General features: G+C 70.8%; 21 protein-coding genes. 12 read left to right on the top strand and 9 right to left on the bottom strand.

The genetic code is table 11. The features are described from left to right. The first annotated feature begins 17 nt into the window (after positions 1-17). The 8 genes from OO71_RS37930 (at position 18) to map (ending at position 10,189) form a co-directional block, all read left to right on the top strand. Positions 18-1,265 (top strand): aminotransferase class V-fold PLP-dependent enzyme, encoded by a 1,248-nt coding sequence (locus tag OO71_RS37930; RefSeq protein WP_033294863.1) that lies wholly within the window; start codon positions 18-20, stop codon positions 1,263-1,265. Further along, positions 1,255-3,324 carry a hydantoinase/oxoprolinase family protein gene (locus OO71_RS37935; RefSeq protein WP_033294864.1) on the top strand — a complete coding sequence of 690 codons (2,070 nt, stop codon included), beginning with the start codon at positions 1,255-1,257 and terminating at the stop codon, positions 3,322-3,324. The genes OO71_RS37930 and OO71_RS37935 overlap by 11 nt, the downstream gene beginning before the upstream one ends. Beyond that, the gene (locus OO71_RS37940; protein ID WP_033294865.1) at positions 3,317-5,074 is read left to right on the top strand and encodes a hydantoinase B/oxoprolinase family protein; all 1,758 of its coding nucleotides are present in this window, start codon (positions 3,317-3,319) and stop codon (positions 5,072-5,074) included. Before OO71_RS37935 ends, OO71_RS37940 begins: the two co-directional genes overlap by 8 nt. After that, entirely contained in the window at positions 5,071-6,429 is a 1,359-nt protein-coding gene (locus OO71_RS37945; protein WP_084145557.1) for a transaminase, read from the top strand. Before OO71_RS37940 ends, OO71_RS37945 begins: the two co-directional genes overlap by 4 nt. Before the next feature lie 3 nt (positions 6,430-6,432). Further along, positions 6,433-7,779, top strand: coding sequence for an MFS transporter (locus tag OO71_RS37950; protein WP_033294866.1), 1,347 nt, complete (start codon positions 6,433-6,435; stop codon positions 7,777-7,779). Between the two features lie 34 nt (positions 7,780-7,813). Beyond that, positions 7,814-8,278: a MarR family winged helix-turn-helix transcriptional regulator gene (locus OO71_RS47955; RefSeq protein ID WP_051792735.1), complete on the top strand. Its 465-nt coding sequence runs from the start codon at positions 7,814-7,816 to the stop codon at positions 8,276-8,278. A 167-nt stretch (positions 8,279-8,445) separates the two neighbouring features. After that, positions 8,446-9,300, top strand: a complete 855-nt coding sequence (locus OO71_RS37960; protein WP_033294867.1) for a GNAT family N-acetyltransferase — start codon at positions 8,446-8,448, stop codon at positions 9,298-9,300. A 31-nt stretch (positions 9,301-9,331) separates the two neighbouring features. Continuing rightward, positions 9,332-10,189 (top strand): type I methionyl aminopeptidase, encoded by an 858-nt coding sequence (gene map / locus OO71_RS37965; RefSeq protein WP_033294868.1) that lies wholly within the window; start codon positions 9,332-9,334, stop codon positions 10,187-10,189. Here map and OO71_RS37970 read toward each other — a convergent pair. Continuing rightward, positions 10,186-10,860, bottom strand: coding sequence for a FadR/GntR family transcriptional regulator (locus OO71_RS37970; RefSeq protein ID WP_033294869.1), 675 nt, complete (start codon positions 10,858-10,860; stop codon positions 10,186-10,188). The two genes, map and OO71_RS37970, sit on opposite strands and share 4 nt — an antisense overlap. A gap of 117 nt (positions 10,861-10,977) precedes the next feature. Here OO71_RS37970 and OO71_RS37975 point away from each other — a divergent pair, with 117 nt between their 5' ends. Next, positions 10,978-12,189: a CynX/NimT family MFS transporter gene (locus tag OO71_RS37975; protein WP_033294920.1), complete on the top strand. Its 1,212-nt coding sequence runs from the start codon at positions 10,978-10,980 to the stop codon at positions 12,187-12,189. A 3-nt stretch (positions 12,190-12,192) separates the two neighbouring features. Here the strand turns inward: OO71_RS37975 and OO71_RS37980 are convergent, their stop codons facing one another. Beyond that, on the bottom strand, positions 12,193-13,587 hold the full coding sequence (locus tag OO71_RS37980; RefSeq protein ID WP_033294870.1) for a mycothione reductase: 1,395 nt from the start codon (positions 13,585-13,587) through the stop codon (positions 12,193-12,195). A 70-nt stretch (positions 13,588-13,657) separates the two neighbouring features. After that, the gene (locus tag OO71_RS37985) at positions 13,658-14,272 is read right to left on the bottom strand and encodes a M15 family metallopeptidase (RefSeq protein WP_342669976.1); all 615 of its coding nucleotides are present in this window, start codon (positions 14,270-14,272) and stop codon (positions 13,658-13,660) included. A gap of 436 nt (positions 14,273-14,708) precedes the next feature. Here OO71_RS37985 and OO71_RS37990 point away from each other — a divergent pair, with 436 nt between their 5' ends. Then, entirely contained in the window at positions 14,709-15,536 is an 828-nt protein-coding gene (locus OO71_RS37990; RefSeq protein ID WP_033294872.1) for a S1 family serine peptidase, read from the top strand. Positions 15,537-15,556: 20 nt separating this feature from the next. Next, positions 15,557-15,997, top strand: a complete 441-nt coding sequence (locus OO71_RS37995; RefSeq protein WP_033294873.1) for a GNAT family N-acetyltransferase — start codon at positions 15,557-15,559, stop codon at positions 15,995-15,997. Here OO71_RS37995 and OO71_RS38000 read toward each other — a convergent pair. The 5 genes from OO71_RS38000 to OO71_RS38020 form a co-directional block, all read right to left on the bottom strand. Continuing rightward, complete coding sequence (locus OO71_RS38000; RefSeq protein ID WP_033294874.1) at positions 15,966-17,138, bottom strand: 8-amino-7-oxononanoate synthase; 1,173 nt, start codon at positions 17,136-17,138, stop codon at positions 15,966-15,968. The two genes, OO71_RS37995 and OO71_RS38000, sit on opposite strands and share 32 nt — an antisense overlap. A 352-nt stretch (positions 17,139-17,490) precedes the next feature. Then, entirely contained in the window at positions 17,491-19,275 is a 1,785-nt protein-coding gene (locus tag OO71_RS38005) for a DEAD/DEAH box helicase (RefSeq protein WP_033294875.1), read from the bottom strand. A gap of 320 nt (positions 19,276-19,595) precedes the next feature. Next, positions 19,596-20,552: a serine protein kinase RIO gene (locus OO71_RS38010; RefSeq protein WP_033294876.1), complete on the bottom strand. Its 957-nt coding sequence runs from the start codon at positions 20,550-20,552 to the stop codon at positions 19,596-19,598. Positions 20,553-20,755: 203 nt separating this feature from the next. Further along, on the bottom strand, positions 20,756-21,457 hold the full coding sequence (locus OO71_RS38015) for a TetR/AcrR family transcriptional regulator (protein WP_033294877.1): 702 nt from the start codon (positions 21,455-21,457) through the stop codon (positions 20,756-20,758). Further along, positions 21,441-22,706: an FAD-dependent monooxygenase gene (locus OO71_RS38020; RefSeq protein ID WP_245633910.1), complete on the bottom strand. Its 1,266-nt coding sequence runs from the start codon at positions 22,704-22,706 to the stop codon at positions 21,441-21,443. The genes OO71_RS38015 and OO71_RS38020 overlap by 17 nt, the downstream gene beginning before the upstream one ends. 94 nt (positions 22,707-22,800) lie before the next feature. On the opposite strand from OO71_RS38020, the gene OO71_RS38025 reads away from it, so the two are divergent. Continuing rightward, complete coding sequence (locus tag OO71_RS38025; RefSeq protein ID WP_033294878.1) at positions 22,801-23,880, top strand: NAD(P)/FAD-dependent oxidoreductase; 1,080 nt, start codon at positions 22,801-22,803, stop codon at positions 23,878-23,880. 131 nt (positions 23,881-24,011) lie between these two features. On the opposite strand, the gene yaaA is transcribed toward OO71_RS38025, so the two are convergent. After that, positions 24,012-24,755 (bottom strand): peroxide stress protein YaaA, encoded by a 744-nt coding sequence (gene yaaA / locus OO71_RS38030; protein WP_033294879.1) that lies wholly within the window; start codon positions 24,753-24,755, stop codon positions 24,012-24,014. Between the last annotated feature and the right edge of the window lie 22 nt (positions 24,756-24,777).

Genomic DNA, 24,777 nt, shown 5'->3' on the forward strand with positions numbered 1-24,777 from the left:
GAGCGAGGAGTACCGCCATGTTCCCCAGCGGGGTGGGCATCGACGAATTCACGCACGAGCTGGACCGGCTGGAGAAGGTCTCGCGGTTCGCCGAGATGCCACGGAACCTGTTCGACGAAGGCCCGCATCTGGTGTCCACTTCGGACCTGCCGTGGGGCGACGCCGTCCGCGAGCAGTCGGTCACCGCGTACCTGCGGTTCATCCACGGCGAAACCTGGATCACCGGCGGTGGCGCGCGGGAGATGGAAACCGGGATCGTCGGCTGGCTCGGCGGGTTGTTCGGCGCGAGCGCACCGGCCGGGTTCATCACCGCGGGCGGGTCCGAGTCCAATATGTGCGCCATCCTCACCGCCAAACAGCGCAGCGGCCGCAAAGGCGGCAGCGTGGTGTTCCCCGACAACGGGCACTACTCGCTGTACAAGCTGTGCAAGATGTTCGACCTGGACGCCATCCCGGTCCCCGCCCCGCCGGGACGGCTGGACCAGGTCGACCCGGCGGCGATCGAGGCGGCCATCCGCCCGGACACCATCGCCATCATCGCGACCGCAGGCACCTGGGCGTACGGCAGTGTCGACCCGATCGCCGAGATCGGCGAAATTGCCCAGCGCTACAACCTTTACCTGCACGTCGACGCCGCGTTCGGTGGATACATTCTGCCCTTCCTGGAGCGTTCCGGGTACGACCCGGCCATCCCGCCCTGGGACTTCCGGGTCCCGGCCGTGTGCTCGATCAGCGCGGACCTGCACAAGAACGGCATGGCCCCACCGCCCGCGGGCACGCTGGTATTCCGCGACGAGTCGTTGCTCCGCTCGGCCAAGGAGATCTGCCCGCCCAACGGCACGATGTCCGGTACCCGCGGCGCCGGGCCGATCGCGGGTGCGTGGGCGATGGTCAAGCTGCTGGGCGAAGCCGGGTACACGGCGGTGTCCCGCGCGTCGATGGGGTTGCGGGACAGGCTCGCCGACGGCGTCCGGCAGATCGACGGCCTGAGCGTGTACCCCGGCTCCCGGATCAACATGGTGCTGATCCACTCCGAGACGATGGACCTGCGTCCGGTCGCGGATGCGTTACGGGCGCAGGGCTGGATGTTCGCGGCCCGTGCGGTGCCGTCGCCGGTCGGGATCGTCGTGGTGCCGATGCCGCACAACGACGGGCAGGTCGAACCGTTCCTGGCCGACCTGCGGGACACGGTTGCGCTGGCCACCCCGCTCGAAGCGGAACTGGACCCGGCGAGCCTGGAAAAGGTGTCCAGCTATGGGTTCTGACCACACCCGGGTCTCGGTGGACATCGGGGGCACGTTCACCGATCTGGTCGTCGAACGCGACGGGGAGCTACGGCTGGTGAAGTCGCCGACCGTACCCGGCGATCCCGTCCAGGGCATCATGAACGCGTTGGAACTCGCTGCGGACGGCGTCCCGCTCGCGGAGTTCCTCGGCGGTGTCGAGTCCTTCGTGCACGCCACCACACGCGGGCTCAACGCCGTGCTCACCGGCGACGTCGCCCGCACGGCTTTGCTTACCACACAAGGACATCCGGACATCCTGCTGCTGCGGGAAGGCGGCCGTCCCGACCCGTTCGACTTCACCATCCCGTTCCCGGAGCCGTACGTGCCCCGCTCGCTCACCTTCGAGGTGGCCGAACGGCTGACGTCGACCGGCGCCGTACTGCAGCCACTGGACCTCGCCGAGCTGGAGCGCACCTGCTCCCGGCTGCTCGATGCCGAGGTCGAGGCGGTCGCGGTGTGCCTGCTGTGGGCGACGGTCAACCCGGTGCACGAGATCCAGGCCGGCGAGGTGCTGGCGCGGCGGCTGCCCGGGGTCCCGGTCACGTTGTCGCACGTGATCAACCCGTCGTTGCGCGAGTACCGGCGGGCGTCCGGGGCGGCGATCGACGCGTCGATCAAACCGCTCATGACCGATTACGTCGGCAGTCTCACGTCGCGGCTGACCGAGGCAGGGCTGACCGGTCGCGTGCTGATGGTGACGTCGATGGGCGGGGTCGTGGACGTGCGGGACGCGGCCGAAAAGCCGATCCTGACGATCAACTCGGGCCCGTCGATGGCCCCGGTGGCCGGACGCGCATACGCCACGGCCGACCTCGCCGCCGAGACCGTGATCGTCGCGGACGCCGGAGGCACGACCTACGACGTGACCTTGGTGCGGCGCGGGGAAATCCCGTCGGCTCGGGCGGCGTGGGTCGGCGGCGAGATCACCGGGCACCTGACCGGGTTGCCGTCCATCGACGTCAAGAGCGTCGGCGCGGGCGGCGGCAGCCTCGCCTGGGTCGACTCCGGCGGGTTGCTCCACATCGGACCGGGCAGCGCGGGCGCGGTTCCCGGTCCGGCCTGTTACGGCCGCGGCGGCACCCGCGCGACGGTGACCGACGCGGCGCTGGTGCTCGGGTACCTCGACGCGGAGAAGTTCTCCGGCGGTGCCATGCAGCTGGACCGCGAGGCCGCCGCGACCGCGGTGACCAAGGACGTCGGCGAACCGCTCGGGCTGGACCCGGTCGGCGCCGCGGCGGCGATCCTGGAGCTGACCACCGAGCAGATGGTCCGCGCGATCGAGGAAATCACGCTCCAGCAAGGTATCGACCCGTCCGGTGCGGTGCTCGTGGGCGGAGGTGGCGCGGCCGGGTTGAACGCGGTCGCGGTAGCGCGGCGGCTGGGTTGCGCCCGGCTGGTGATCCCGGCGGCGGGTGCAGCGCTCGCGGCGGCCGGGTCGCTCATGTCCGACCTCACCGCTGTGTACACCGCGACCGTGCCGACCACGACCCGCGCCTTCGACGCCGACCGCGTGAATGCCGCGCTGAAGGAGCTTTCGGCCCGCTGCCAGGGATTCGCGGAGCGGGCGGATGGGGCGGCAACTGTCACGCTGTTCGCCGAGGCACGCTACCCGCAGCAGATCTGGGAGCTCGAGGTGCCGTTGCGGGTCGAGGCGTTCTCGGCGCGGTCGGAGGTAGCGGACTTCGCGGCCGACTTCCATGAGGTCCACCAGCAGATCCTGGGCATCACCGACCCGGACTCCCCGGTCGAGGTGATCACCTGGGGTGCGCGCGTCCGGGTCGCGCTCCGCGAATCGGCCGGGTCGCTCACCACTCGTGTGCCCGGCGGAACGGCGTCATCTCGGCACGCGTACGTCCACGGCGAGGGCATGGCCGACGTCCCGGTCCGGCCGCTGGGCTCGATCACCCCCGGCGAGGTGGTGGCGGGTCCGCTGCTCGTGGAATCGCCGTTCACCACCGTCGTCGTACCGGACCGCAGCACGGGGACGCTCAGCGACTCCGGCTCCCTGATCATCGACCCGGAGGCCAGTCATGTCTGACGGCGCGCACCTCGCCGTGCTCAGCCACCGCTTCCAGGCGATCGTCCGGCGGATGTCCAACACCCTTGCCCGCTCCGGCCGGTCCGGCGTGCTGAACACCGCCCGAGACTTCTCCTGCTGCGTGCTCGCTGCCGACGGCAGTGTGCTGATGACCGGTCAAAGCCCGCCGATCCACGTGATGGGCGGCCCGGACCTGCAGGCCCGGTCGATGGCGCAGTTCCACCCCGATCTCCGCGCGGGCGACGCCTTCCTGCACAACTCGCCGTACCACGGGAACACGCACGCGGCCGACCATTCGATCCTCGTCCCGATCGTCGACGCGGACGGGGTGCACCGGTTCACCGTGCTGGCCAAAGCCCACCAGGCGGACTGCGGCAACTCGCTCCCGACGACGTATCTGGCGCAGGCCAAGGACGTCTACGCGGAAGGCGCGCTGATCTTCCCGGTGGTCCGGGTACAGCAGGACTACGAGGACTGCGCGGATGTCCTGCGGATGTGCGAAATGCGCATCCGGGTACCGCACCAGTGGCGAGGCGACTACCTCGCGATCCTCGGCAGCGCGCGGATCGGGGAACGGGCGCTGCAGGATCTCGCCGGCGAGGTCGGCTGGGACATCCTCGACAGTTTCGCCCGCGACTGGCTCGACTACAGCGAGGCCCGGATGACCGCGGCGATCGCCGGGCTCCCGGCGGGGGAGACCACCACGACCACCTGTCACGACCCGTTTCCCGGTGTGCCGCAAGGGGTTCCGCTGAAGGCGAAGGTCACCGTGCGGCCCGCGGACGGCGTGATCGACGTCGACCTGCGGGACAACCCGGACTGCGTCCCGTCGGGCCTTAACCTGAGCGAGGCGGCGTCCCGGACGGCCGCGCTGGTCGGCGTGTTCAACAGCATCGACCACACCGTCCCGCACAACCAGGGCAGCTTCCGGCGGGTCCGGGTGCACCTGCGGGAGAACTGCGTGGTCGGTATTCCCCGGCATCCGGTGAGCTGTTCGGTCGCGACCACGAACCTCGCCAACCGCGTCGGCAACCTGGTACAGCGGGCGCTGGCCGGAATCGGGGACGGGATGGGCTTGGCCGAGGTCGGCGCGGGGATGTCGCCGTCCGAAGCCGTGGTGTCCGGAATGGACAGTCGCGGTGGCGCGGAACCGTTCGTCAACCAGATCTTCACCGGGACCAACGGCGGCGCGGGCGGTCCGGTCACCGACGGCTGGCTCACCATGAGCGACCTCGGCAGCGGCGGCACGCTCCTGCTGGACAGCGTCGAGATCGACGAGCTGAAGCAACCCATCGTGATCCACCGCCGCGGCCTTGCTCCGGACACCGAAGGCGCGGGGTATCGCCGGGGTGCACCAGGATTGTCGGTGGAGTACGGCCCGGCCGACGGCGAACTGGAAGCGATCTACGCCAACGACGGCTCGATCAACCCGACCGCCGGTGCCCGCGGTGGTCTCGGCGGCGCTCCGTCGGCGCAGTACGTCCGGGCGGCGGACGGCACCGTCGCGGCGGCCGACATCTGCGGCCCGGTGCGGATCACCGCGGGGGAGCGGCTGGTGGCGCTGACCAGTGGCGGAGGCGGGTACGGCCCGCCGGAGACCAGAGAACCCGGACTGGTCGCCCGAGACGTCCGGGAGGGCTGGATCAGCCGGGACCGGGCCGAGCGGATCTACCGGGTGGTACTCGACGACAGCGCAGCCGTGGACGAGGAAGCGACCCGGCGGTTGCGCGGGAAAGGCACGAACGCATGACCGAAATCGACCGAGCCGGGCTCGCCCGGCTGCTGAAGACCGAGCAGGACCGGTACGTCGGCTGCAACCCGCGGTCGAGGGCGTTGTCCGGCAAGGCCCGGCACCTGCTCACCGGGGTGCCGATGACGTGGATGGCCAAGACCGCCGCGGACTTCCCGCTGTATCTGGACCGGGCGTCCGGGGCGCACGTGGTCGACGTCGACGGGCACGACCTGATCGACTTCTGCCTCGGCGACACCGGGTCGATGGCTGGGCACTCGCCGGGTCCGACGGTCGCGGCGGTGGTGCGCCGGTACGCCGAATCCGGTGGTGCCACAGCGATGTTGCCGACCGAAGACGCCGAGATCGTCGCCGCGGAGCTGTCCCGCCGGTTCGGGGTGAGCCACTGGAGCTTCTCCCTGTCGGCGACCGACGCGAACCGCTGGGTGCTGCGGCTGGCCAGGGCGGTCACCGGCCGTCCGCGGGTGCTGGTGAACTCCTACAGCTACCACGGCAGCGTCGACGAATCGTTCATCGTCACCGGCCCGGACGGCCCGCAGTCGCGGCGGGGCAACGTAGGTCCGCCGGTCGACGTGACCCAGACCAGCCGGGTGGTGGAGTTCAACGATCTCGAAGGGCTGCAACGGGAACTGGCGCACGGCGACGTCGCCGCGGTGCTGATGGAACCGGCGTTGACCAACATGGGCATCGTCCTGCCGGAGCCCGGTTACCTGGCCGGGGTCCGGGAGCTGACGCGCAAAGCGGGCACCCTGCTGATCAACGACGAGACGCACACCGTGTCCGCGGGACCGGGTGGCTGTACGGCGGCCTGGGGTCTTGAACCGGACATCGTCACGATCGGCAAGGCAATCGGCGGCGGGATCCCAATCGGCGCGTACGGGCTGTCGAAGTCCTTCTCCGACAGCGTGCTCGGCACCCCCGGCCTTGACCTGGTCGACACCGGTGGCGTCGGCGGTACCCTCGCCGGTAACGCGCTTTCCCTTGCGGCGGCCCGGGCCACGCTCACCGAAGTGCTCACCGACAACGCGTACGGGCACATGATCGACCTCGCCGGCCAGTACACCGCCGGGGTACGGCGGATCATCGAGAACTACCGTCTGGAATGGACAGTCACGCAGCTGGGCGCCCGCGCCGAGTACCGGTTCACCGCGCCGGAACCACGCAACGGCACGGAATCCGAGCGCGCGGCCGATCCGGACCTGGAGGATTACCTGCATCTGTTCCTGCTCAACCGGGGCGTGTTCCTGACGCCGTTCCACAACATGGCCCTGATGTGCCCGCAGACGTCGCGGGCCGACGTGGCCACCCACCTGTCCGTCCTCGACGACGCGGTACAGGCGCTGGTGGCGCAGTAGCCGATGGACGAAGCACTTGCCCCGCGGCGCGGCCGGGCGCTCGCGGTGCTGTCGGCCGCCCAGCTGATCACCGCCCTCGACGGCATGATGATGGTGATCGCCCTGCCCTCGGCCCAGCGGGACATCGGCCTGTCCGCAAGCGCGACCAGGTGGGTGCTGGTCGCTTACTCGCTCACCTTGGGGGCGTTCCTGCTCGCCGGGGGCCGGGCCGGCGACGTCATCGGCAGGCGCCGCGCGCTGGTGATCGGGGTACTCGGGTTTGCCGTGTCGTCGATGGTGTCCGGTTCGGCGGTGGCGCCGGGGATGCTCATCGCGGGCCGGGTCGCGCAGGGTCTCTTCGCCGCATTGCTCGCCCCGGCCGCGTTGTCCCTTGTCACCACCACATTCACCGAACGGGCCGAGCGGGCGAAGGCACTCGCGGTGTTCAGCTCGACCCTCATGGCAGGCGTCGCCGCCGGGCAGGTGCTCGGCGGCGTGCTGACGTCCGGGCTGGGATGGCGGTGGTGTCTCTTCGTGAGCGTGCCGATTGCGCTCACGGTCGCGGTTCTGACACCCCGGTGCGTCGCGCCGGTCAAGCCCGATCGCGGGGTACGGCTCGATGTGCCAGGGGTGGTGCTCGCGTCGAGCGGGCTCGCCTCGCTCGTCTACGCGCTGGCCGAGGCGGGCCGGGACGGCTGGGGAGCGGCGACCACCATCGGCCCGCTCGCCGCGTCGGCCGTGCTGCTTGCGGTGTTCGCGTTCTGGCAGACGCGAGTCCGGCAACCGTTGCTGCCACTGGGAATTCTGGCCAGCCCGGCCCGGGTCGGCGCCAACCTGGCCGTGGTCAGCTCGCAGTTCGCGATGTTCGGCATGTTCCTCTTCCTGACCTACCAGCTGCAGCTCGTCAACGGCTGGCCGGCGTGGCAGACCGGGCTCGCGTTCCTGCCGTTCGTCGCGGTGAACATCCTCGCCGCGACCCAGGTGGTACCCCGGTCGCTCGGCCGGATCGGGCCGCGGGTGGTCATCCCGGCGGGGCTCGTGCTGATCGGCGCCGGGTTCGTGGTGTTCACCCGGCTCGGGGCGGGCAGCACCTATCCCGGGCTGGTGCTGCCGGTCCTGGTGCTGCTGGGGGTCGGCGGCGGGCTGCTCATGCCCTCCAGCGTGGGTACGGCCGCGACCGTCGACGACCGGACGCACACCGCACCGGCATCGGCATTGGTGCGTACCAGCCAGCAGGTCGGGGCGGCGCTCGGACCTGCGGTGCTGGGCACCCTCGCCGCGGCGCGGACCTCGGTGACGGCCAGCGCCTGGGGCGCGGTGATCGTGTTCACGAGTGCTCTGGTGGTGGCGGTGTTGCTGCGCCGGGCCTAGTAGGCTCCGGGTCGCATGCGGTGAGGAGAAAGCTGTGACCAGGCGAGCAGACGGTGAACTGCTGGGGGCGGTCCGCACGATCATCCGGCTGGCCCGGGTCGCCGGGCAGGTCTGCGAGGAGGGCGGGCTCACCCTGGCCCAGTACCGCGCCCTGCACAGCGCCGACCGCGGCGACCAGCGGGCGTACGAGCTGGCGCAGTACGCGGCGGTGAGCCGCCCGGCGATCTCGGCCCTCACCAACGGGATGGTCAAATCCGGGCTGATCGAACGCGTGAGCCTCGCCGCCGACGGCCGCGGGGTGCTGTTCTCCATCACCGACACCGGCCGCCGGACCCTGCGCTCGGTGGAGGACGAGCTCGTCGCACGCTTCAAAAAGGTACTGGGCGATTCGACGGCCGCCCTGGCCATGCTGAACGACGAGGCCTTGGTGGCGGCGATCGACATCCAGGCCGACAAGGACTTCGGCACCTCGGTGGCCGGTCGGCGCGCCCGGTCCTGAGCGCGGGTGCCGCGCCGGGCTTCTCCGGATGCACCTGATCCGCCCGGCTCGCTGACCCGTTCGACCCGCCCCGGCAGGTGCCGCCGTTCGGGTGTGCGGTGCGTTCATCTCAGCGTGTCGGCCGGCTCGCGTTCCGTTCATCCGGTTCATCTGGCACTCTGGACCCTGTGTTGCGGCTTGCAGGTGCACGGCTGCTCGACGATCGGGACTATCCGGCGGTGCGCGCTGCACTCGCCGCCGACCCGGTGGGCAGCTGCATGGTCAGCGCCAGGGTCGAGGCGGCCGGTCTCGACCCGTGGCGGCTCGGTGGTGAGCTCTGGGCCGCCGACGCGCGGCCGGGGCGGTCCGGGCGGCTGTCCGGGCTCTGCTTTGCCGGGCCGAACCTGATCCCGTTGCGTGGCAACGCCTCGGCGCTCCGCTCGTTCGCCGACCGTGCCCTGCGCAGGCAGCGCACCTGCTCCTCGCTCGTCGGCCCCGCGCCGCAGGTCCTGGGGCTGTGGGACGAGCTGTCCGCCGAATGGGGACCCGCCCGCGAGGTGCGCGGTGACCAGCCGCTGATGGCGCTGGAGGGCGACCCGCTGGTGGCCCCCGACCCGCGCGTGCGCACCGTCCGCCCGCACGAGCTCGACCGGTATCTGCCCGCGGCGGTCGCGATGTTCATCGAGGAAGTGGGTGTCGACCCGCGGGTAGGCGACGGTGGCGCCAGCTACCGCGCCCGCGTGAGCGAGCTGATTTCCACCGGCCGCGCCTTCGCCCGCTTCGAGGACGGCGAGGTCGTGTTCAAGGCCGAGATCGGGGCGATGTCCGCGCGCGTCGGCCAGATCCAGGGCGTGTGGGTGCACCCGGACCGGCGTGGCGGCGGGCTCGGCACCGCGGGTACGGCGGCAGTGGTGAATCGCCTGGTACACGGCCTGGGCCGCACCGCGAGCCTGTACGTCAACGCCTTCAACGCGCCCGCGCTCGCCGCGTACCGGCGGATCGGGTTCGAGCAGGTCGGGCAGTACGCCACGGTGCTGTTCTGAGCCACGCCCGCGAGGTCGTAGGCTGGGGGACATGTCCGATCGCGCCCCGTTGAAGCCCGGCGTCCAGACGCCGCGCCGGGAAGTCCCCGCCGACATCGCCCGCCCCGAGTACGTCGACCGGCCGGCACCGAAGCGGGACACCGGCAACGGCGTGCGGACCCCGGAGGTCGTCGAGGCGATGCGGGTCGCGTCCAAGATCGCCGCACAGGCGCTCGAGGAGGGCGGCAAAGCGGTCAAACCCGGCGCGACCACCGACGACATCGACAAGGTGGTGCACGAGTTCCTGCTAGACCACCACGCGTACCCGTCCACGCTCGGGTACCGCGGTTTCCCGAAGTCGTGCTGCACCTCGCTGAACGAGGTGATCTGCCACGGCATCCCGGACTCGACGGTGATCGAGGACGGTGACATCTGCAACATTGACGTCACGGCGTACCTCGGCAGCGTGCACGGCGACACGAACGCGACGTTCCTCGCCGGTGACGTGTCGGAGGAAGCCCGGCTGCTCGTCGAGCGCACCCGCGAGGCGACTGCGCGCGCGATCAAGGCGGTCCGCCCGGGGCGGCAGCTGAACGTGATCGGCCGCGTGATCGAGGCGTACGCGAAGCGGTTCGACTACGGCGTGGTCCGCGATTTCACCGGCCATGGCGTCGGCCCGGCCTTCCACACCGCGCCCACCGTGCTGCACTACGAAGAGCCGTCGGTGCACACGGTGATCGAGGAAGGCATGACCTTCACCATCGAACCGATGATCACGCTGGGCACCATCGACTACGACGTGTGGTCCGATGACTGGACGGTCACCACGAAGGACAAGAAGTGGACGGCCCAGTTCGAGCACACGCTGGTGGTGACGGCCGACGGCGCGGAAATCCTGACCCTGCCCTAGTTCCGGTCCACCCGGGCGAGCAGCTCGTCGAGGAAACCGGCGGCTTCGGCGGCCGCGCGGGTGGCGTCGCGGGCCTCGATCGCGTCCACCAGATCCCGGTGCATGATCATCTCCGCGTGCTCCGGATTGTCCGAAGTGGACGCCACGCTCGCGGTAATCGCTTCCATCAGGCCGCGGTAGAGCTCGAACAGCAGCCCGTTGTGTCCACAACGGACCACCGCGAGGTGGAATTCGGCGTCGTCACGGGCAAAATCGTCGCGGCGGCCCTCGTCCCAGTCGAGGTCCCGTTGTTCGAGCAGGCCGCGTAGCTCGGCCACGTCCTCGTCGGTACGCGCGGTGGCGGCCAGCCGGGCGCCCTCCACTTCCAGCGTGCGACGCACCTGCAGTACCTCGCGCAACTCCGTGCCGCACAACCGGCGGATCGCGCCGGACACTTCACTCGTCGCGCGTACGTACGTGCCGTCGCCCTGCCGTACTTCCAAGATCCCGGTGTGCGCGAGCGCGCGTACCGCTTCGCGCACCGTATTGCGCCCGACGCCCAGCTGCGCGGCAAGCGCCGGTTCGGTGGGAATGCGGTGCCCGATCGGCCACTCTCCGGCACTGACCGCTTCGCGCAGCTGGTCGATGACCTGGTCGACAAGCCCGGCGCGGCGGGTGGTGGCCAAGGGCACAGGGTAATCCCTTCATCCAATCATCCTATGTATGCCATAGTAGCTTACGTGCCCGCCGACTTCCGAGACTCCGCCGCCGCGCGTCCTTCCGCTGCAACCTACGCCGAGCGGCTCGAGCTGGAACTCGAAGGCAGCCTCGAAGAGGAGGTACCGGCCCGTCGTCGGCCCGGGGTAGTCGCCGGTGGCGCGCTGCTGGCGGTCGCGGTGGTGCTCACGGCAATGAACCTGCGCCCGGCGATCACGAGCATCGGGCCCCTGCTCGCGGAAATGCGCGAGGGCCTCGGTGCGTCCGCGCTGTGGGCGAGCGTGCTCACCACCTTGCCCGGGCTGTGTTTCGCGGGTGCCGGTCTCGCCGCGCCGATGCTGTCCCGGCGGTTCGGCATCGGCCGCGCAATCGCGTTCGCCCTGGTGGTGCTCACCGCCGGGCTCGTGCTGCGAGTGCTCGACGGCCAGTTCGTCGTACTGGGCGGCACCCTCGTCGCGACCGCCGGGATTGCGCTGGTCAACGTGCTCATCCCGGTGGTGATCAAGGATTCGTTCCCGGCCCGTGTCGGTCTCATGACCGGGATTTACACCGCCGCGCTGCAGGGCGGCGGTGCGGCGGGTTCCGCGCTGAGCCCGCCGCTGGAATCAGCGCTGGGCGGCTGGCGCGCCTCGCTGGGGTCATGGGCCGTGCTGGCCGCGGGCGCGCTGGTGGTGTGGCTGCTTGCTTCGCGGGGCACCGGACGCCCGCCGCGCCCGGCCGCGGGTACCACTGCCGGAAGGTCGTTGCTACGCAGCCCGCTCGCCTGGATCGTCACGCTTTTCTTCGGCCTGCAGTCGTTCATCGCGTACGTGGTGATGGGCTGGCTGCCCCAGGTGTTCATCGACGCAGGCGTCAGCAAGGCCGACGCCGGTCTCCTGCTCGGCCTGATCTCCGTGATCGCGGTACCGATCAGCCTGGTGATCCCGCCGATCGCCGCCCGGCAGGGCAGCCAGAGCCCGTGGATCGTCGGGTTGGGCGTATTCGGCGTCGCCGCAATGCTCGGGCTGATCATCGCGCCGGGGTTCTCGCCCCTGCTGTGGAGCATCCTGCTCGGCATCGGGATGAGCGTGTTTTCCTTGGCGCTCACGGTGATCGCGTTGCGGGCCCGGACGGGTGCGGAGACGGCGCGGTTGTCGGGAATGGCGCAGGGTTTCGGTTACCTGCTTGCTGCGGTCGGTCCGTTTGCGTTCGGTTTGCTGCATGACGCCACCGGGAGCTGGTCGGTGTCGTTGATCGTGCTTCTCGTGGTGATGGTGGCGCAGATGATCTTCGGCGGCCTGGCCGGGCGGCGCCGTTTCGTGTGATCGTCAATCCAGCGGCAGGTTCAGCAGCGCGTTCTCGATCAGCTCCGGCATTGCCGGGTGGATCCAGTACTGCCCGCGCGCCATCTGCCGGGCGTCGAGGCCGAAGCTCATCGCCTGGATCAGCGGCTGGATCACCGTGGACGCCTGCGGGCCGATGATGTGCGCGCCCAGCAGCTGTCCCGTGGACGGGTCGGCCAGCAGCTTCGCGAAACCCGTCGTGTCCTCCATCGCCCAGCCGTACGCGATACCCGCGTAATCCTGCTTCGAGACCACATAGGACAGTCCACGCGCGACGGCCTGCCGCTCGGTCAGCCCCACCGCCGCCACCTGCGGCGACGTGAACACCGCGTGCGGCACGAACCGGTGGTCGGCCTTGATCCGGTCGTCCGGATGCGCCAGATTGTGCTGTACCACCCGGGCTTCGTGGTTCGCGACGTGCTTGAGCTCCAGCGGGGACGACAAATCTCCCAGCGCGTAAATGCCGTCGACCGCAGTCTCCTGGTAGTCGTCCACGATGACGTGTCCGGTCTCGGTGGTGGTGACGCCGGTGGCGGCCACGTCGAGGAGGTCGGAGTTCGGTGTGCGGCCGGTCGCGACCAGGATCAGGTCGGCCTCGACGGTCTCGGCGCCGTGCGGGCCTTCGAGATCCAGCGCGACCCCGGTGTCCGTCCGCCGGGCACGCAGGGTTTTGCGCTCCAGCCGGACGTCGAACCGTTGCGTGGCCAGCTCGGTGTACCGGGCGCTGATGTCCTCGTCTTCCTGGCGCAGCAACGCACCCGAGCGGTTCACCACCGTCACTGCCACGCCGAACGACGCGAACACGTGCGCGAATTCCGCCGCGATGTACCCGCCGCCGAGCACGACGATCCGCTGCGGCAGGTCGTCGAGCCGCATGATCGTGTCGGACGTGTAGTAGCCGGTTTCGGCGAGCCCCGGCACGTCCGGGATCACCGGGCGCCCGCCCGCGGCCAGCACGAACCGGTCGGCGGTGAGCACCTCGTCCGGCCGCCCGTCCGCGAAGCTGACGCGCAGTTCCTTCACGCCGGTGAACCGGCCTTCGCCCTGGTAGACGTCGACGTTCCGGTTGTCCTCGTGCAATTTCCGGTACTCCGCGCCGCCGTCGGCAATCGGGTCGATGCGGCCGAAGATGCGGTCGCGGATGTCGCGCCAGCGCACCGCCTTGAGCTCCTCGTCCACTCCGAACCGCGAGCTCGCCGACGGCGTCGCCGCGACGTCGGCCGCGTGGACGAACATCTTGGTCGGGATGCAGCCGACGTTGAGGCAGGTGCCGCCGAACACGCCCTTCTCGACGAGGGCCGTGCGGAGGTCCGCGAACTCCGGCCCGAGGATCGAGTTGCCCGATCCGGTCCCGATGATCACCAGGTCGTAGTGCGGCACGGCGGTCCTTCCCGAAGATTTTCTCCTGCCAGCCTAGTCAACCCGATTCGCCCGCCCGGGTGTTCCCTGATCAGGTTCCGTTGGCCGTGAAATGCATCCGGTCGACCGGGGACGTCCAGTTCCCGCCCCACTGCCAGCCGACGTTCGTGAAGGCGCGGACGACCGGCCCACCAGCGGTGATCATGCCCGGCCGGACGTCGGCGCGGTCGACGTAGGACGTCGCCAGCTCCGGCAGCACGAGATCCCCCTTCGTGTACGGATTGCAGAACGGGTTGACGTCCACCGCCAGCCCGTACGCGTGCGCTGACCAGTTCTTCTGCCCGCGGACCGGACGGCACACGAAAGCGCTCGTGTCATTGCCGTCACCAGTCGGCGGTGCGTCGAGTTCGGACGGCGCCGTGATGCGCATCTCCTCGATCGGGAACTGCTGCGCGTACAGCTCGCCGAACGCCTTGACCACTGCGTCCGCGGCATCCTGGCGGACCAGCAGCTCACCGGTGTGCGGTCGTCGGTCGAAGCCCCAGAACGACAGCGTGACGTAGCGGAGGTCTTTCGCGGCGACCGGGCAGGCGGATTGCCAGGTACTGCGCTGGAGCACGTCGGCGGGCACTTCGGCGATCTTCGCGGCGTACGTCGTGCCGCTCGGTGGCGGAAGCAGGTCCCGGGTCGGGAGCGAGCGGTTCACCAATTCGGGTGGAGTCGGAAGGACCTCGCCGAAGCCGTCCGGGCGGAGCGGGAGCGGGCGGGCACCCACCTGCCAGGTGACGGCGGGTGCGGTCGTCGCTGTCCGAGTTGCCGGAGATGTCGGGCCGGCGGGCGCCGGTGGCGCCGTCAACGGGGCCTGCGGCGCCGGGGGCGGAGCCGCTGTGGTGCACCCAGCCAGCAAGAAGGCGGTCAGCGCACCGGCCGTCGCGGCCGTTCTCCGTCGCATGGGACCAGCTAAACAAATGCGCTCGGTACACAGCGAGTCCACCCGTTCCAGTGACACCGTTTCGGGCCTGCTCCGTTTAGGGTAATCGCGGCCGGGTGTTCACGCGCCGGAGTCGTCCGGGTGCGTTCAGCGCCGTCCAGAGTCGTTCAGAGTCATGCAGAGCACAGCTGTACCAGTGAAAGGGAAGCCCATGCCCGCGAAGTTCCGCCGTCCGCTCCTGCTTGCCGCGGGGGCGCTGCTCGCCGCTGCGGTGGCGGTGCCGGTCGGTTCGGCGTGGGCCGCCGAACCTGCCCCGCCCGCCAGCGGCTCCTCGCATGCCGAGCCGCGCATCGTCGGCGGCAACGAGTCGTCGCTGGCCGAGCATCCGTACGCGGTGTACCTCACCGACCAGAGCGGCGCGCAGTTCTGCGGCGCGGTGATCGTGAGCGAGTCGGCGGTGGCCACGGCCGCGCACTGTGCGAAAGCCGTGTCGCAGTCGTCGATCCGCGTCGTCGCCGGGCGCCAGGACAAGCGCAGCAGCGACGGTGTGGTGCTGTCGGTGTCGCGGGTCTGGGTCGCGCCGGGGTACACCGATCCCACGAAGGGCAACGACGTCGCGGTGCTCAGCGTCCGCGGGCAGCTGCCGTACCGCGCGGCGAAGCCGGCCGGCAGCAGCGACCGGTCGGTGTACGCCGAGGGCACGCAGGCGACCGTGCTCGGCTGGGGACGCCTCTCCGAGGGCGGCCAGCGCTCCGACGTGCTGCGCAGCGCCCAGGTCCCGCTGGTCAGTGACTCCACCTGCAAGTCGGCGTACGACACGTACGACCCGTCGAGCATGGTGTGCGCGGGCTACCCCGACGGTGGCATCGACGCCTGTCAGGGCGATTCCGGCGGCCCGCTCGTGGTGGGCGACACGCTGATCGGCATCGTGTCGTTCGGCGACGGCTGCGCGAAAGCCGGTAAGCCCGGGGTGTACACGCGGGTGTCGGAGTTCTCGGACGCCATCGCAGCGCAGTCCCAGGCGCGGCTGCTCGGCTGACCTGTGTTAAGCAAGGCCGGGTGACGACTCTGCACCGCGCAAGCGGACCCGACCTCACCCCGGCTGAGCTGTACGCGATTCTCCGGCTGCGCGTCGACGTGTTCGTGGTGGAGCAAGACTGCCCGTACTCCGAGCTCGACGGCCGTGACCTGTTGCCCGGTACGCGGCACCTCTGGCTCACCGAGGGCGAGGAAATCCTGGCGTACCTGCGGGTACTCGTCGAACCCGGCGGTGGCGAGCGAATCGGGCGGGTGGTCACGGCGGCGTCCGCGCGCGGGCGCGGGCTGGCGGCCGAGCTCATGGCGGAAGCGCTGGACGGGTCGTCCGCGGAGTTCGTGCTGGACGCGCAGACGTACGCGCAGAAGCTCTACGCGCGCTTCGGTTTCGTCGCCGAGGGCGACGAGTTCCTCGAGGACGGCATCCCGCACATCACGATGCGCCGGGCGGCGCCGTCGCAGTGATCACCTTGACCGCGCGGTCGAGGTCCGCTTCGGACAAATCGGCGCGGACGGTGAGCCGCAGCCGCGAAACGCCGTCGGGCACGGCAGGCGGACGGAAGCAGCCGACGTGAATTCCTTGCTCCGCACAGGCTTCGACCCACGCGACGGCAGCTTCCGCGGACGGCGCCGGTACGGAAAGCACTGCGGCCTCCGGGAGACTGACGGGTAAACCGGCGTTTTTCAGTTGCATAGCAAGGTTTCCGGCGTTCTCGACGACCTTCGCCGGCAGGTCCGGTTCGGCCTTGAGCACCTGCAACGCGGCCAGCGCAGCGGCGGCACTGGCGGGCGCGAGGGCAGTGTCGAAGAGGAAGCTGCGCGCGGTGTCCACGAGATGCCGGATCACGCGACGCGGCCCGACGACGGCGCCACCCTGCGCGCCGAGCGCAGTGGAAAGCGCCAACGTGGTCACCACGTCCGGCTCGGACGACAACCCGGCAGCGTGCACCGCACCCCGTCCACCTTCACCGAGGACGCCGAACCCGTGCGCGTCATCGACAACCAACGCGGCACTGTGCCCACGGCAAATCTCGGCGAGCTCATCCAGCGGCGCGAGATCCCCGTCCACGGAGAACACCGAATCGGTGACCACGAGCGCCCGCGGCTTGCGCCGGGTGGCGAGCGCATGCTTGATCGCCGAGGGCGTCGCATGCGCCACCGCCGCGATGTCCGCCCGGGACAACCGGCAGCCTTCCACGAGCGATGGGTGGACATGCTTGTCGGTCACGATGGCCGATTCCGCGCCGGACAACGCCGTGACCGCGCCGAGGTTCGCCGCGAACCCGGAGGAGAACACCAGCGCCGCCTGGGCGCCGCAGAAGCGCGCGAGCTCGTGCTCGAGCTCGGAATGCAGTTCTGTGGACCCGGTCCCGAGCCGCGACCCGGTCGCGCCCGCCCCCCAGCGCAACGCCGCCGCTGCCGCCGCCCCGGCGACGCGCTTGTCGCGGGCGAGGCCGAGGTAGTCGTCACTGGCCAGGTCGAGCCCGGTGTGCTGCGCAGGCCGGGGCCGCAACCGCCGACCGAGCCCGGCTTCCGCCCGACGGCCACCCTCGGCGTCCAGCCAGTCGAAGACGTTTTCCGGCAGCAGCGGCGGGGTCGCAGTCACTGAGGCAGTGTCGCATCCGAGGCGCCGCCCACCGCGTGACCCCCACCGGACGACACGCGGGAAACCTGCGGGGGCAACGGAAACACTGCCCTCGGGGATGCCGGGTTGGGCGGAGATGAGGCTTGGGGTGGGTGGCGGGTTTGGGGGCCTGATGAGGCTTGGCCGGGGTGGCTGGTTGGCCTGGGAGGGCCGGGTGCGCTGGGCGGCGCTCACGAGGTTTGATCGGGCCACTGGCCAGTGCAGCTGGCCGCATGCGGGGAAGCCCGGGCGTTGGTGGTCCGGGGAAAACGACAACGGCCCCGCCGGAGCGGGGCCGTTGTTCTTGGATCACGCGGTGGAGCAGGCGCCGGGATCAGGCGTCGTGGCCTCGGCGGGGGCCGCGGCTTGGGCGTTGCGGGCGGCCGGAGCCGCCGAAGCGCTGCTGCTGGCGTCCGCGGCCGTAGCCGCCTCCGTCGCGGGAGCCTCGGTAGCCGCCGTCACGGGAGTAGCCGCCCTCGCGGGAGCCGCTGTCGCGGGAGTAGCCGCCGTCACGGGCGCCACCGTCCCGCGAGTAACCGCCCTCGCGGGGACCGCTGTCGCGGGAGTAGCCGCCGTCGCGGGAACCGCCATCACGCGAGTAACCGCCGTCGCGGGAGCCGTTGTCGCGGGAACCGCGGTAGCCGCCGCCGTCCCGGGAGCGGTAACCGCCCTCGCGCGAACCGCCGTCACGCGAGTAGCCGCCCTCACGCGAGCCGCGGTAACCGCGGTCCCGGCGGTCGCCGCCAAAGCCACCCGAGCCAGAACCACCCGAACCACCGAAACCGCGTCCACCCGAGCGCCGCGGAGCTTCCCGGCGGCGTTCCACGACCGGCTCGCCGCTCGGTTCGCGGGCGCCGGTGATGCGGGACAGCTCGGTGTCGTCCGGGCGGACCATCGTGGTCTCGGCGCGGACGCCGGCCCGGTCGGTCATCCGGCGGACCGTGCGGCGCTGGTCGTGCGTCACCAGCGTCACGACCGTGCCCGATGCGCCGGCGCGGGCGGTGCGGCCCGCGCGGTGCAGGTAGTCCTTGTGGTCGGCGGCCGGGTCGACGTGCAGTACCAGCGAGATGTCGTCGACGTGGATGCCGCGCGCGGCGACGTCCGTGGCGACCAGGACGGCCGAGTAGCCCTCCTTGAAGTCGGCCAGTACGCGGTTGCGCTGCCCCTGCGTCTTGCCGCCGTGCAGGGCAGCCGCGTGCACGCCGCGCTCGCGCAGCCGCTCGGTGAGCCGGTCGACGTGGTGCTTGGTGCGCACGAACATGATCGTGCGGCCCTCGCGGGCGCCGATCCGGGTGACGACCTCCTGCTTGTCCGAGTGCGAGACCTGGAACAAGTGGTGGTCCATCGTGGTGACGCTCGCGGTGGACGGCGCGACCGAGTGCGTGACCGGGTCGGCCAGGTACTGCCGGACCAGCTTGTCGACGTCACCGTCGAGCGTCGCCGAGAACAGCAGCCGCTGCCCGCCCGGCGGGGTGAGGTCCATGATCTCGCGCACCTGCGGCATGAAGCCCATGTCGGCCATCTGGTCGGCCTCGTCGAGCGCGATGAAGTTGCAGTCGCCGAGCGAGGCGGTGCCCTGGCGGACGTGGTCCGACAGGCGGCCGGGGGTGGCGATCAGCAGGTCGACGCCGCGGGCGAGCGCGTCCGCCTGGCGGGCGAACGACATGCCGCCGACCGCGGTGCGGCACCACAGGCCGAGCGCCTTGGCCAGCGGGGTCAGCGAATCGGCCACCTGCATGGCCAGCTCGCGGGTGGGCACCAGCACGAGCGCGCGGGGGCGCTTCGGGCGGGCCTTGCCGCCGTCGAGCCGGGCCAGCATGGCGAGGCCGAAGGCGAGGGTCTTGCCCGACCCGGTCTGGGCGCGGCCCAGCACGTCCCGGCCGGCCAGCGCGTCCGGGATGGTGGCGGACTGGATCGGGAACGGCGCGTCGATGCCCGCCTCGGCGAGCGCCCGCAGCAGTGGCTCGGGCAGGCCCAGCTGGGCGAAGGTCTTGACGGCGGGGGTTTCCACCGCGTCGTCGTGGAGCATTTCTCCACCGGCCGGCCGGTGCCGCGGCTTGCGCTCGGGGCGGCCCGCGCGGGAGCGGGCGGAGTGGCCGGAGTTGAACGTGACTGTCACAAATGCCTCTCGGACGTGGCACGTCGCAAGGGAGGCCCGGGCTGCCCGCGCGCAGGCAGGGCAAGATGGTGTGCGGTGGGCGTTCACAGGGACGGACCCGGTGTACCAAGCCGTGGCGTGGCGCACCGACGGAAATTGCTTCGGATGGCCGCGAGCCCTGCTGCGGGCTGTGGAGGCGACGGACACCAACTCATCCACGCCGCCGATGCGGTCTTCGAACACTGTACCGGAGTGACCTCTCCTCCTTCGCACCCAGGTGCACGGTTGTGGGCGGCGTCGCAGGTGTGGCATGCGGCACACTCGCGACGCCGCCGGGGTTTTCAGCCGAGCCCGGCCGCCGCGGCCAGGTCCTTCACCAGGTCATCGACGGGTTGTTCGGGCAGCCCGCGGCTGCGGAACCAGCCGGCGAGATTCGCGACGTCCCGCGCCAGGAACTCGGTCCCGCGCGGGTTTGCGACCAGGTCGACGACCTGCGGCAGGTCGATCACCATCAGATGCCCGTCGTGCACCAGCAGGTTGTACGCGGACAGGTCGCCGTGCGCGAGCCCTTGCGTGGCCAGCAGTTCCAGCGCTGCCACGGCTTGTTCCCACAGTTCGGCCAGCTCGTCCGGGGCGGGACGCAGCTGCGCCAGCCGGGGCGCGGCGGTGCCGTCGGCGTCGCCGAGGAACTCCAGCAGCAGTTCGGTGCCGTGCCGCTGCACCGGGTACGGCACCGGCGCCCCGATCGTCCACAAGCGACAGAGCGCGGCGAACTCCGCCACCGCCCACTGTTCGGCGATCAGGTTGCGGCCGAACGCGGTGCGCCCGGCCATCGCGCGCATCTCGCGGGAGCGGCGCATCCGCCTGCCCTCGAGGTAACCCGCGTCGCGGTGGAACAGCTTGTGCTCGTCGGACCGGTACCGTTTCGCCGCCAGCAGTACGCCGTCGGTGCCGGGATCGTTGCGGCGCAGCAGGTGTACGTCGGCCTCCTTGCCGGTCTTGAGCACGCCGAGGTCGGTGTCGACCGCGCCGAGCCCGGTGATCACCCAGTCCGGCCGCGGATGCGGGCCGTGGTCGGCGTCGTCCCAGGTGGTCCAGCGGTCGGCGCCGTCGGGCAGTTCGGTTTCGGTGTAGGCGTCGTCGCGCAGCCGGGCGACGCGGACGCGCTCGGCCTCGGTGAGCCGTCCCCGGCGCGCAGGGGCGGGCTCGTCGTCGTACCGCGGACGGCGGCGGCGCGGCGGCTGGGGTTCGGCGTGGTCGGAAGCGTCGGAAAATTCGTCGAAATCGTGCTCGCGCACTGGTGGGTTCTCCTCGATCAAGGTGCCCACCGGGCGAGCGGAAGCGCTCTAGCCGAGGCGGGCGGGCGGAAGTGGGCAGGACAGCGCCCGGGCAAACTCCACGACGCACCTCCTCGCTTCGGCAACCGCCGGCCCTCCGGCCGGTTGCCGACCACCTTGCCGTTCACCCTGATCCCGGCGCAACCGATTTGTTCGCGCTGCGGTCAGCGAACCGCCGGAGCCGGGTCGCTGATGACTGCCAGCGCGGCCGAACGGGCCTCGGCCAACTCCTGGACGCCTTCGGCCGCAGCGGCCTCGACCTGGCTCGCGGTCGCTTCTTCGGGACCGAGCAAGGCGGTCACCGCGGCACCGCACAGCCGGTCGACCGAGGCGTCTTTGCGGCCTTCCGTGATCGACAGGAAGCCCATGCCCAGCGCGCGCAGCACGAATGCCTGATCGGCCGGTTCCCAGTCCGTCCGGGCAAGGTGGTGGCGCCGCCAGATCGGCAGGACGCCGTGCGTGAGCGCGTCCGGTCCCAGGTTGCCGAGCAGGCGGGCGGAACGGGGATCGTCGGCCAGGACGCCGAGGAGGTCGCTGCTGCCGCTCTGCATGGCGTACACGAAGGGCCGCTCGGCCGTGTTGCGCAGCAAACGCGGGTACAGCCGGGAAGGCCGGGCCAGGTCCGGGTCGGCGGTGATCTCCGCGATGAGCGTGTCGGCCAGGTCGAGGAAATCCCGGCAGAGCAGCTCGAGCAGCAGGTCTTCTTTGGTCTTCCAGTACAGGTAGACGGTGCCCTTGCCGATGTGGGCCCTGCGCGCCACCTCGGCGATGGTCACCCCCGTGCTGCCGCGGGTGACCAGCAGCTCACCCGCGGCCGCGAGAATGCGCGCGGCTTTGGGCGAACTGTGTTCAAGCGGTCCGGGCAACGATTCTCTCCTCCGGCGGCGCGGGTCGGCCGAGTACCCTGCCGACGATATCGGCATCGTGGAACTCGGCCATGCGGTCTGTCCCCATCATGCGCGCCACCAGGCGGGCGCCGAGCTTGAACCTGGTCAGCGTCGGGATCGCGCGCCGCACCATGAGCTGCAGCCGGGTCTCCATCACGAAGACGGGGCGCTGCCGCAACGCGCCTTCCTGGTACTGCTCGATATACGGCCGCAGCTCCTTCTCCCACCGGCTCAGCGCGGTTTCGAGGTCGCCGGGGTGCTCCTCGAGCATGGCGCCGAGCAGGTCGGCGCCCGCGAACCCGGCGGAGACGCCCATGCCGCCGTACAACGTGATGCACCACGCGGAATCCCCGACCAGCACGACCCGCCCGCGGTGCCAGTGGTCCAGGTGCACCTGCTCGACCGAATCGAACAGCAGGCCGTCGGCCGAGTCCGCGGCGGAAATGACGGCGTCGAGCGTGCCGCCGAGAGGCTGGGGTCCGAACGCGGCCCGGATGCGCTCGGAAGGGGACTGGGTGAACTCGGCGTCCACGTCGTCGGTCCGGTAGGTCAGCAGGATCGTCGGGTCATGGTCGGAGAAGGCGAAGACCCACATCGAGCGGCCGGGTTCGAGCAGTCCGGCGGACTGGTTGGGGGGCAGGCCTTCCGGGGTGCCGGGGTACTCGAAGGCGGCGATCATGTAGTTCAGCCGCTGCAGGTAGTCCTCGGGCGGCCCGAAGACCAGCGAGCGCACCGTGGAGCGCAGGCCGTCCGCACCCACGACCAGGTCGAACCGCTCGGTCGTCGAAGTCCCGTTCGCCGTGTCGTGCAGGGTCACGTCGACGCCGTCGGCGTCCTGGTCGATCCTGGTCGGCACCGTCGAGTACCGGATCTCCACGTCTTCGGGCAGCGCGGAGAACACGGCCTTCTCCGCGTCGCCGCGCAGCATGATCCACGGCGCGCCGGGCAGGTCGGTGAACCCGCTCGCCGTCCTCGCGCGGCCCTTCCGGTCGAGATCGAGGTGCGGCTTCACCGGCGCCCGGTTGTGCATTGCGCCGAGGAAACCCATCCGTTGCGCGGCCTTCTTGCCGACGCCGAGCAAGAGGACGAAGTAACCACCCGAACGGCGGGCCGCCGCCCGCTCGACGATCACCGGTGTCCAGCCTGCCCGGTGCAGCCGCGCTGCCGTGGCGGTTCCGCTGATTCCCATTCCGACGACGAGCACTCTGCCCTTGCTGTTCTCCCTCATGCCTTCGACCATACTGACCATTTTGGTCATTTGGTCAGTCAGTGATGTGGATCACAGGTTCGACGTTCCTGGTTCGGGCGGGCAGGGTGAAGACATGCGCGTGATCGTGATCGGCAGCGGAATGGGCGGTGCTTCGACGGCGTACCACCTGGCGCGGCGGGGAGCGGAAGTCGTGGTGGTGGACGCGGATCGGCCGGGTTCGGCCACCGACGCGGGCGCCGGGATCGTCAGCCCGTCGACGTCGGCATGGGACGACGCGATGTATCCGCTCGCGGCTGCCGCCGGAAGGTATTACCCGGAGCTGACGGCAGAACTGGCCGAGGCGGGCCACGAGTCGTCGTACGAGGTCGTGGGCGCTCTGGTGGTGTCCGCGGTGGAGGCGGAGCTGACCGAGGCGTACGACCGGGTGGTCGCGCGGACCGGGGACGCGGGCGTCGTGCAGCGCCTCGACCCTGCGCAGGCGCGCGAGGTTTTCCCGCCGCTGGCCCCGGATCTGGCCGCGGTGCACGTGTCCGGTTCGGCCCGGGTCGACGGTCAGGTGCTGCGCCGGGCGCTGATCTCCGCGGCGATCGATCAGGGGGTCGAGTTCGTGACGGCCGAGGCGTCGCTGGAGCCCGGGTTGCGGGTGCGGGCGGGGGAGCCGGCGCTGGACGGCGACGCGGTGGTGCTCGCTGCCGGGGCGTGGTCGGCGGAGGTGGCTTCCGCGCTGGGGGTGCCGGTGCCGGTCGAGCCGCTGCGGGGGCAGATCAGCCACTTTTCGTTGCCGGGTACGGAAACTGCGGGGTGGCCGGTGGTGCTGCCGCGGACGAGTCACTACCTGCTGGCGTTTCCCGGCGGGCGGGTGGTGGCCGGGGCTACCCGGGAGGCCGGGGTGGGGTTCGACCATCGGGTCACGGCGCGCGGACAGGCTGAGGTGCTGGAGCAGGCGCTGGCGGTGGCACCGGGGCTGGCGGATGCCGGCCTGATCGAGACCCGGGTCGGATTTCGGCCGGTGACGCCGGATTCGCTGCCGCTCTTGGGACAGGTCGCGCCGGGGTTGTTCCTGGCTACCGGGTTCGGCCCGGCGGGGCTGACGTTGGGACCGTATGCGGGGAAGCTGATCGCCGGGCTGGTTCTGGGGGAGGATGTGCCCGGCGATGAGCTGGGGCCGTGCGCGCCGGGGAGGTTCGCTTGATGCCGCGGCCTGCGTAGGTCCGTGAAGGGAACCATCACGGAATGTGTAGGTCCGTGAAGGGAACCATGAGGGAATCTGATTCCGTGAAGGTTCCCTTCACGGACGGCGGCCGTTGGTGCGGGAGGTTCTCGTCACGTGGTCAGTAGTTCCAGGGTGTGGTCGCCGGTGCGTTCCACGGTCAGGCCTGCTTTGGTGATCACCCGGACCAGCTGGTCCACAGTGGACGGTTCGGTGCGGGCGGTCGCCAGTACAGCGGCCAGGCGGCCCTTGTAGGCCTTGTTGAAGTGGCTGACCGTGGTGCGGTTGCCGTTCGCGTCTTCGGTGACGACGCGGACTGTCACTGCGTCTGCGCGGAGTTTCGCGAAGGCGGCGTACGTGCCGGAGCGAAGGTCCACGATCAAGCCTTCGACGTCGCGTAGAACCGGTTCCAGCACTGGCTTCCACAGCCCGCGCACGGTGCCCAGCGCGGGGACCGTGTTGCCGCCGGACAGGCGGTACGCCGGGATCGGGTCGGTTGCCGCGACGACGCCGAACAGGGCGGACGTCACCGCCAGCCGTTGCTGTGCCTTGGCCAGACCGGCGCGGGTGAAGCTCTTGACGTCCAGCGCGTCGTAGAGCACGCCCGTGTACCGGCGGAGCGCGGGCATCGTGGGGGAGGTCCAGAGCTGGGCGTTGCGGGTGACCTCGTCGCTCTGCCGTGGCGAGATGCCCAGCGCGGCGAGGCTCGCCGGGACGTCTCGGGCCAGCTCGGCGAGGGCGTCGGCCAGCTTGGCGCGCACCGGGTTCAGCGCGGGATACGAGAGCGCGTCCAGGTCGAGGGGAGCGCCTTTGCCGCCGTCGGCCTTGGTCTCGGAAGGGGGGAGAAGCACCAGCACCCCCGGAGCGTAGCCGCCGCGA

The sequence above is a fragment of the Amycolatopsis jejuensis genome (assembly GCF_000717335.1).
In the GTDB taxonomy this organism is placed as follows: domain Bacteria; phylum Actinomycetota; class Actinomycetes; order Mycobacteriales; family Pseudonocardiaceae; genus Amycolatopsis; species Amycolatopsis jejuensis.

What these genes read in the sequence shown, in the direction of transcription:
- OO71_RS37950 (WP_033294866.1), top strand. Translation starts at nt 6,433, where the DNA reads ATGGACGAAGCACTTGCCCCGCGGCGCGGCCGGGCGCTCGCGGTGCTG.
- map (WP_033294868.1), top strand. Translation starts at nt 9,332, where the DNA reads ATGTCCGATCGCGCCCCGTTGAAGCCCGGCGTCCAGACGCCGCGCCGG.
- OO71_RS37930 (WP_033294863.1), top strand. Translation starts at nt 18, where the DNA reads ATGTTCCCCAGCGGGGTGGGCATCGACGAATTCACGCACGAGCTGGAC.
- OO71_RS37945 (WP_084145557.1), top strand. Translation starts at nt 5,071, where the DNA reads ATGACCGAAATCGACCGAGCCGGGCTCGCCCGGCTGCTGAAGACCGAG.
- OO71_RS37935 (WP_033294864.1), top strand. Translation starts at nt 1,255, where the DNA reads ATGGGTTCTGACCACACCCGGGTCTCGGTGGACATCGGGGGCACGTTC.
- OO71_RS38020 (WP_245633910.1), bottom strand. Translation starts at nt 22,706, where the DNA reads ATGAGGGAGAACAGCAAGGGCAGAGTGCTCGTCGTCGGAATGGGAATC.
- OO71_RS37990 (WP_033294872.1), top strand. Translation starts at nt 14,709, where the DNA reads ATGCCCGCGAAGTTCCGCCGTCCGCTCCTGCTTGCCGCGGGGGCGCTG.
- OO71_RS38025 (WP_033294878.1), top strand. Translation starts at nt 22,801, where the DNA reads ATGCGCGTGATCGTGATCGGCAGCGGAATGGGCGGTGCTTCGACGGCG.
- OO71_RS37940 (WP_033294865.1), top strand. Translation starts at nt 3,317, where the DNA reads ATGTCTGACGGCGCGCACCTCGCCGTGCTCAGCCACCGCTTCCAGGCG.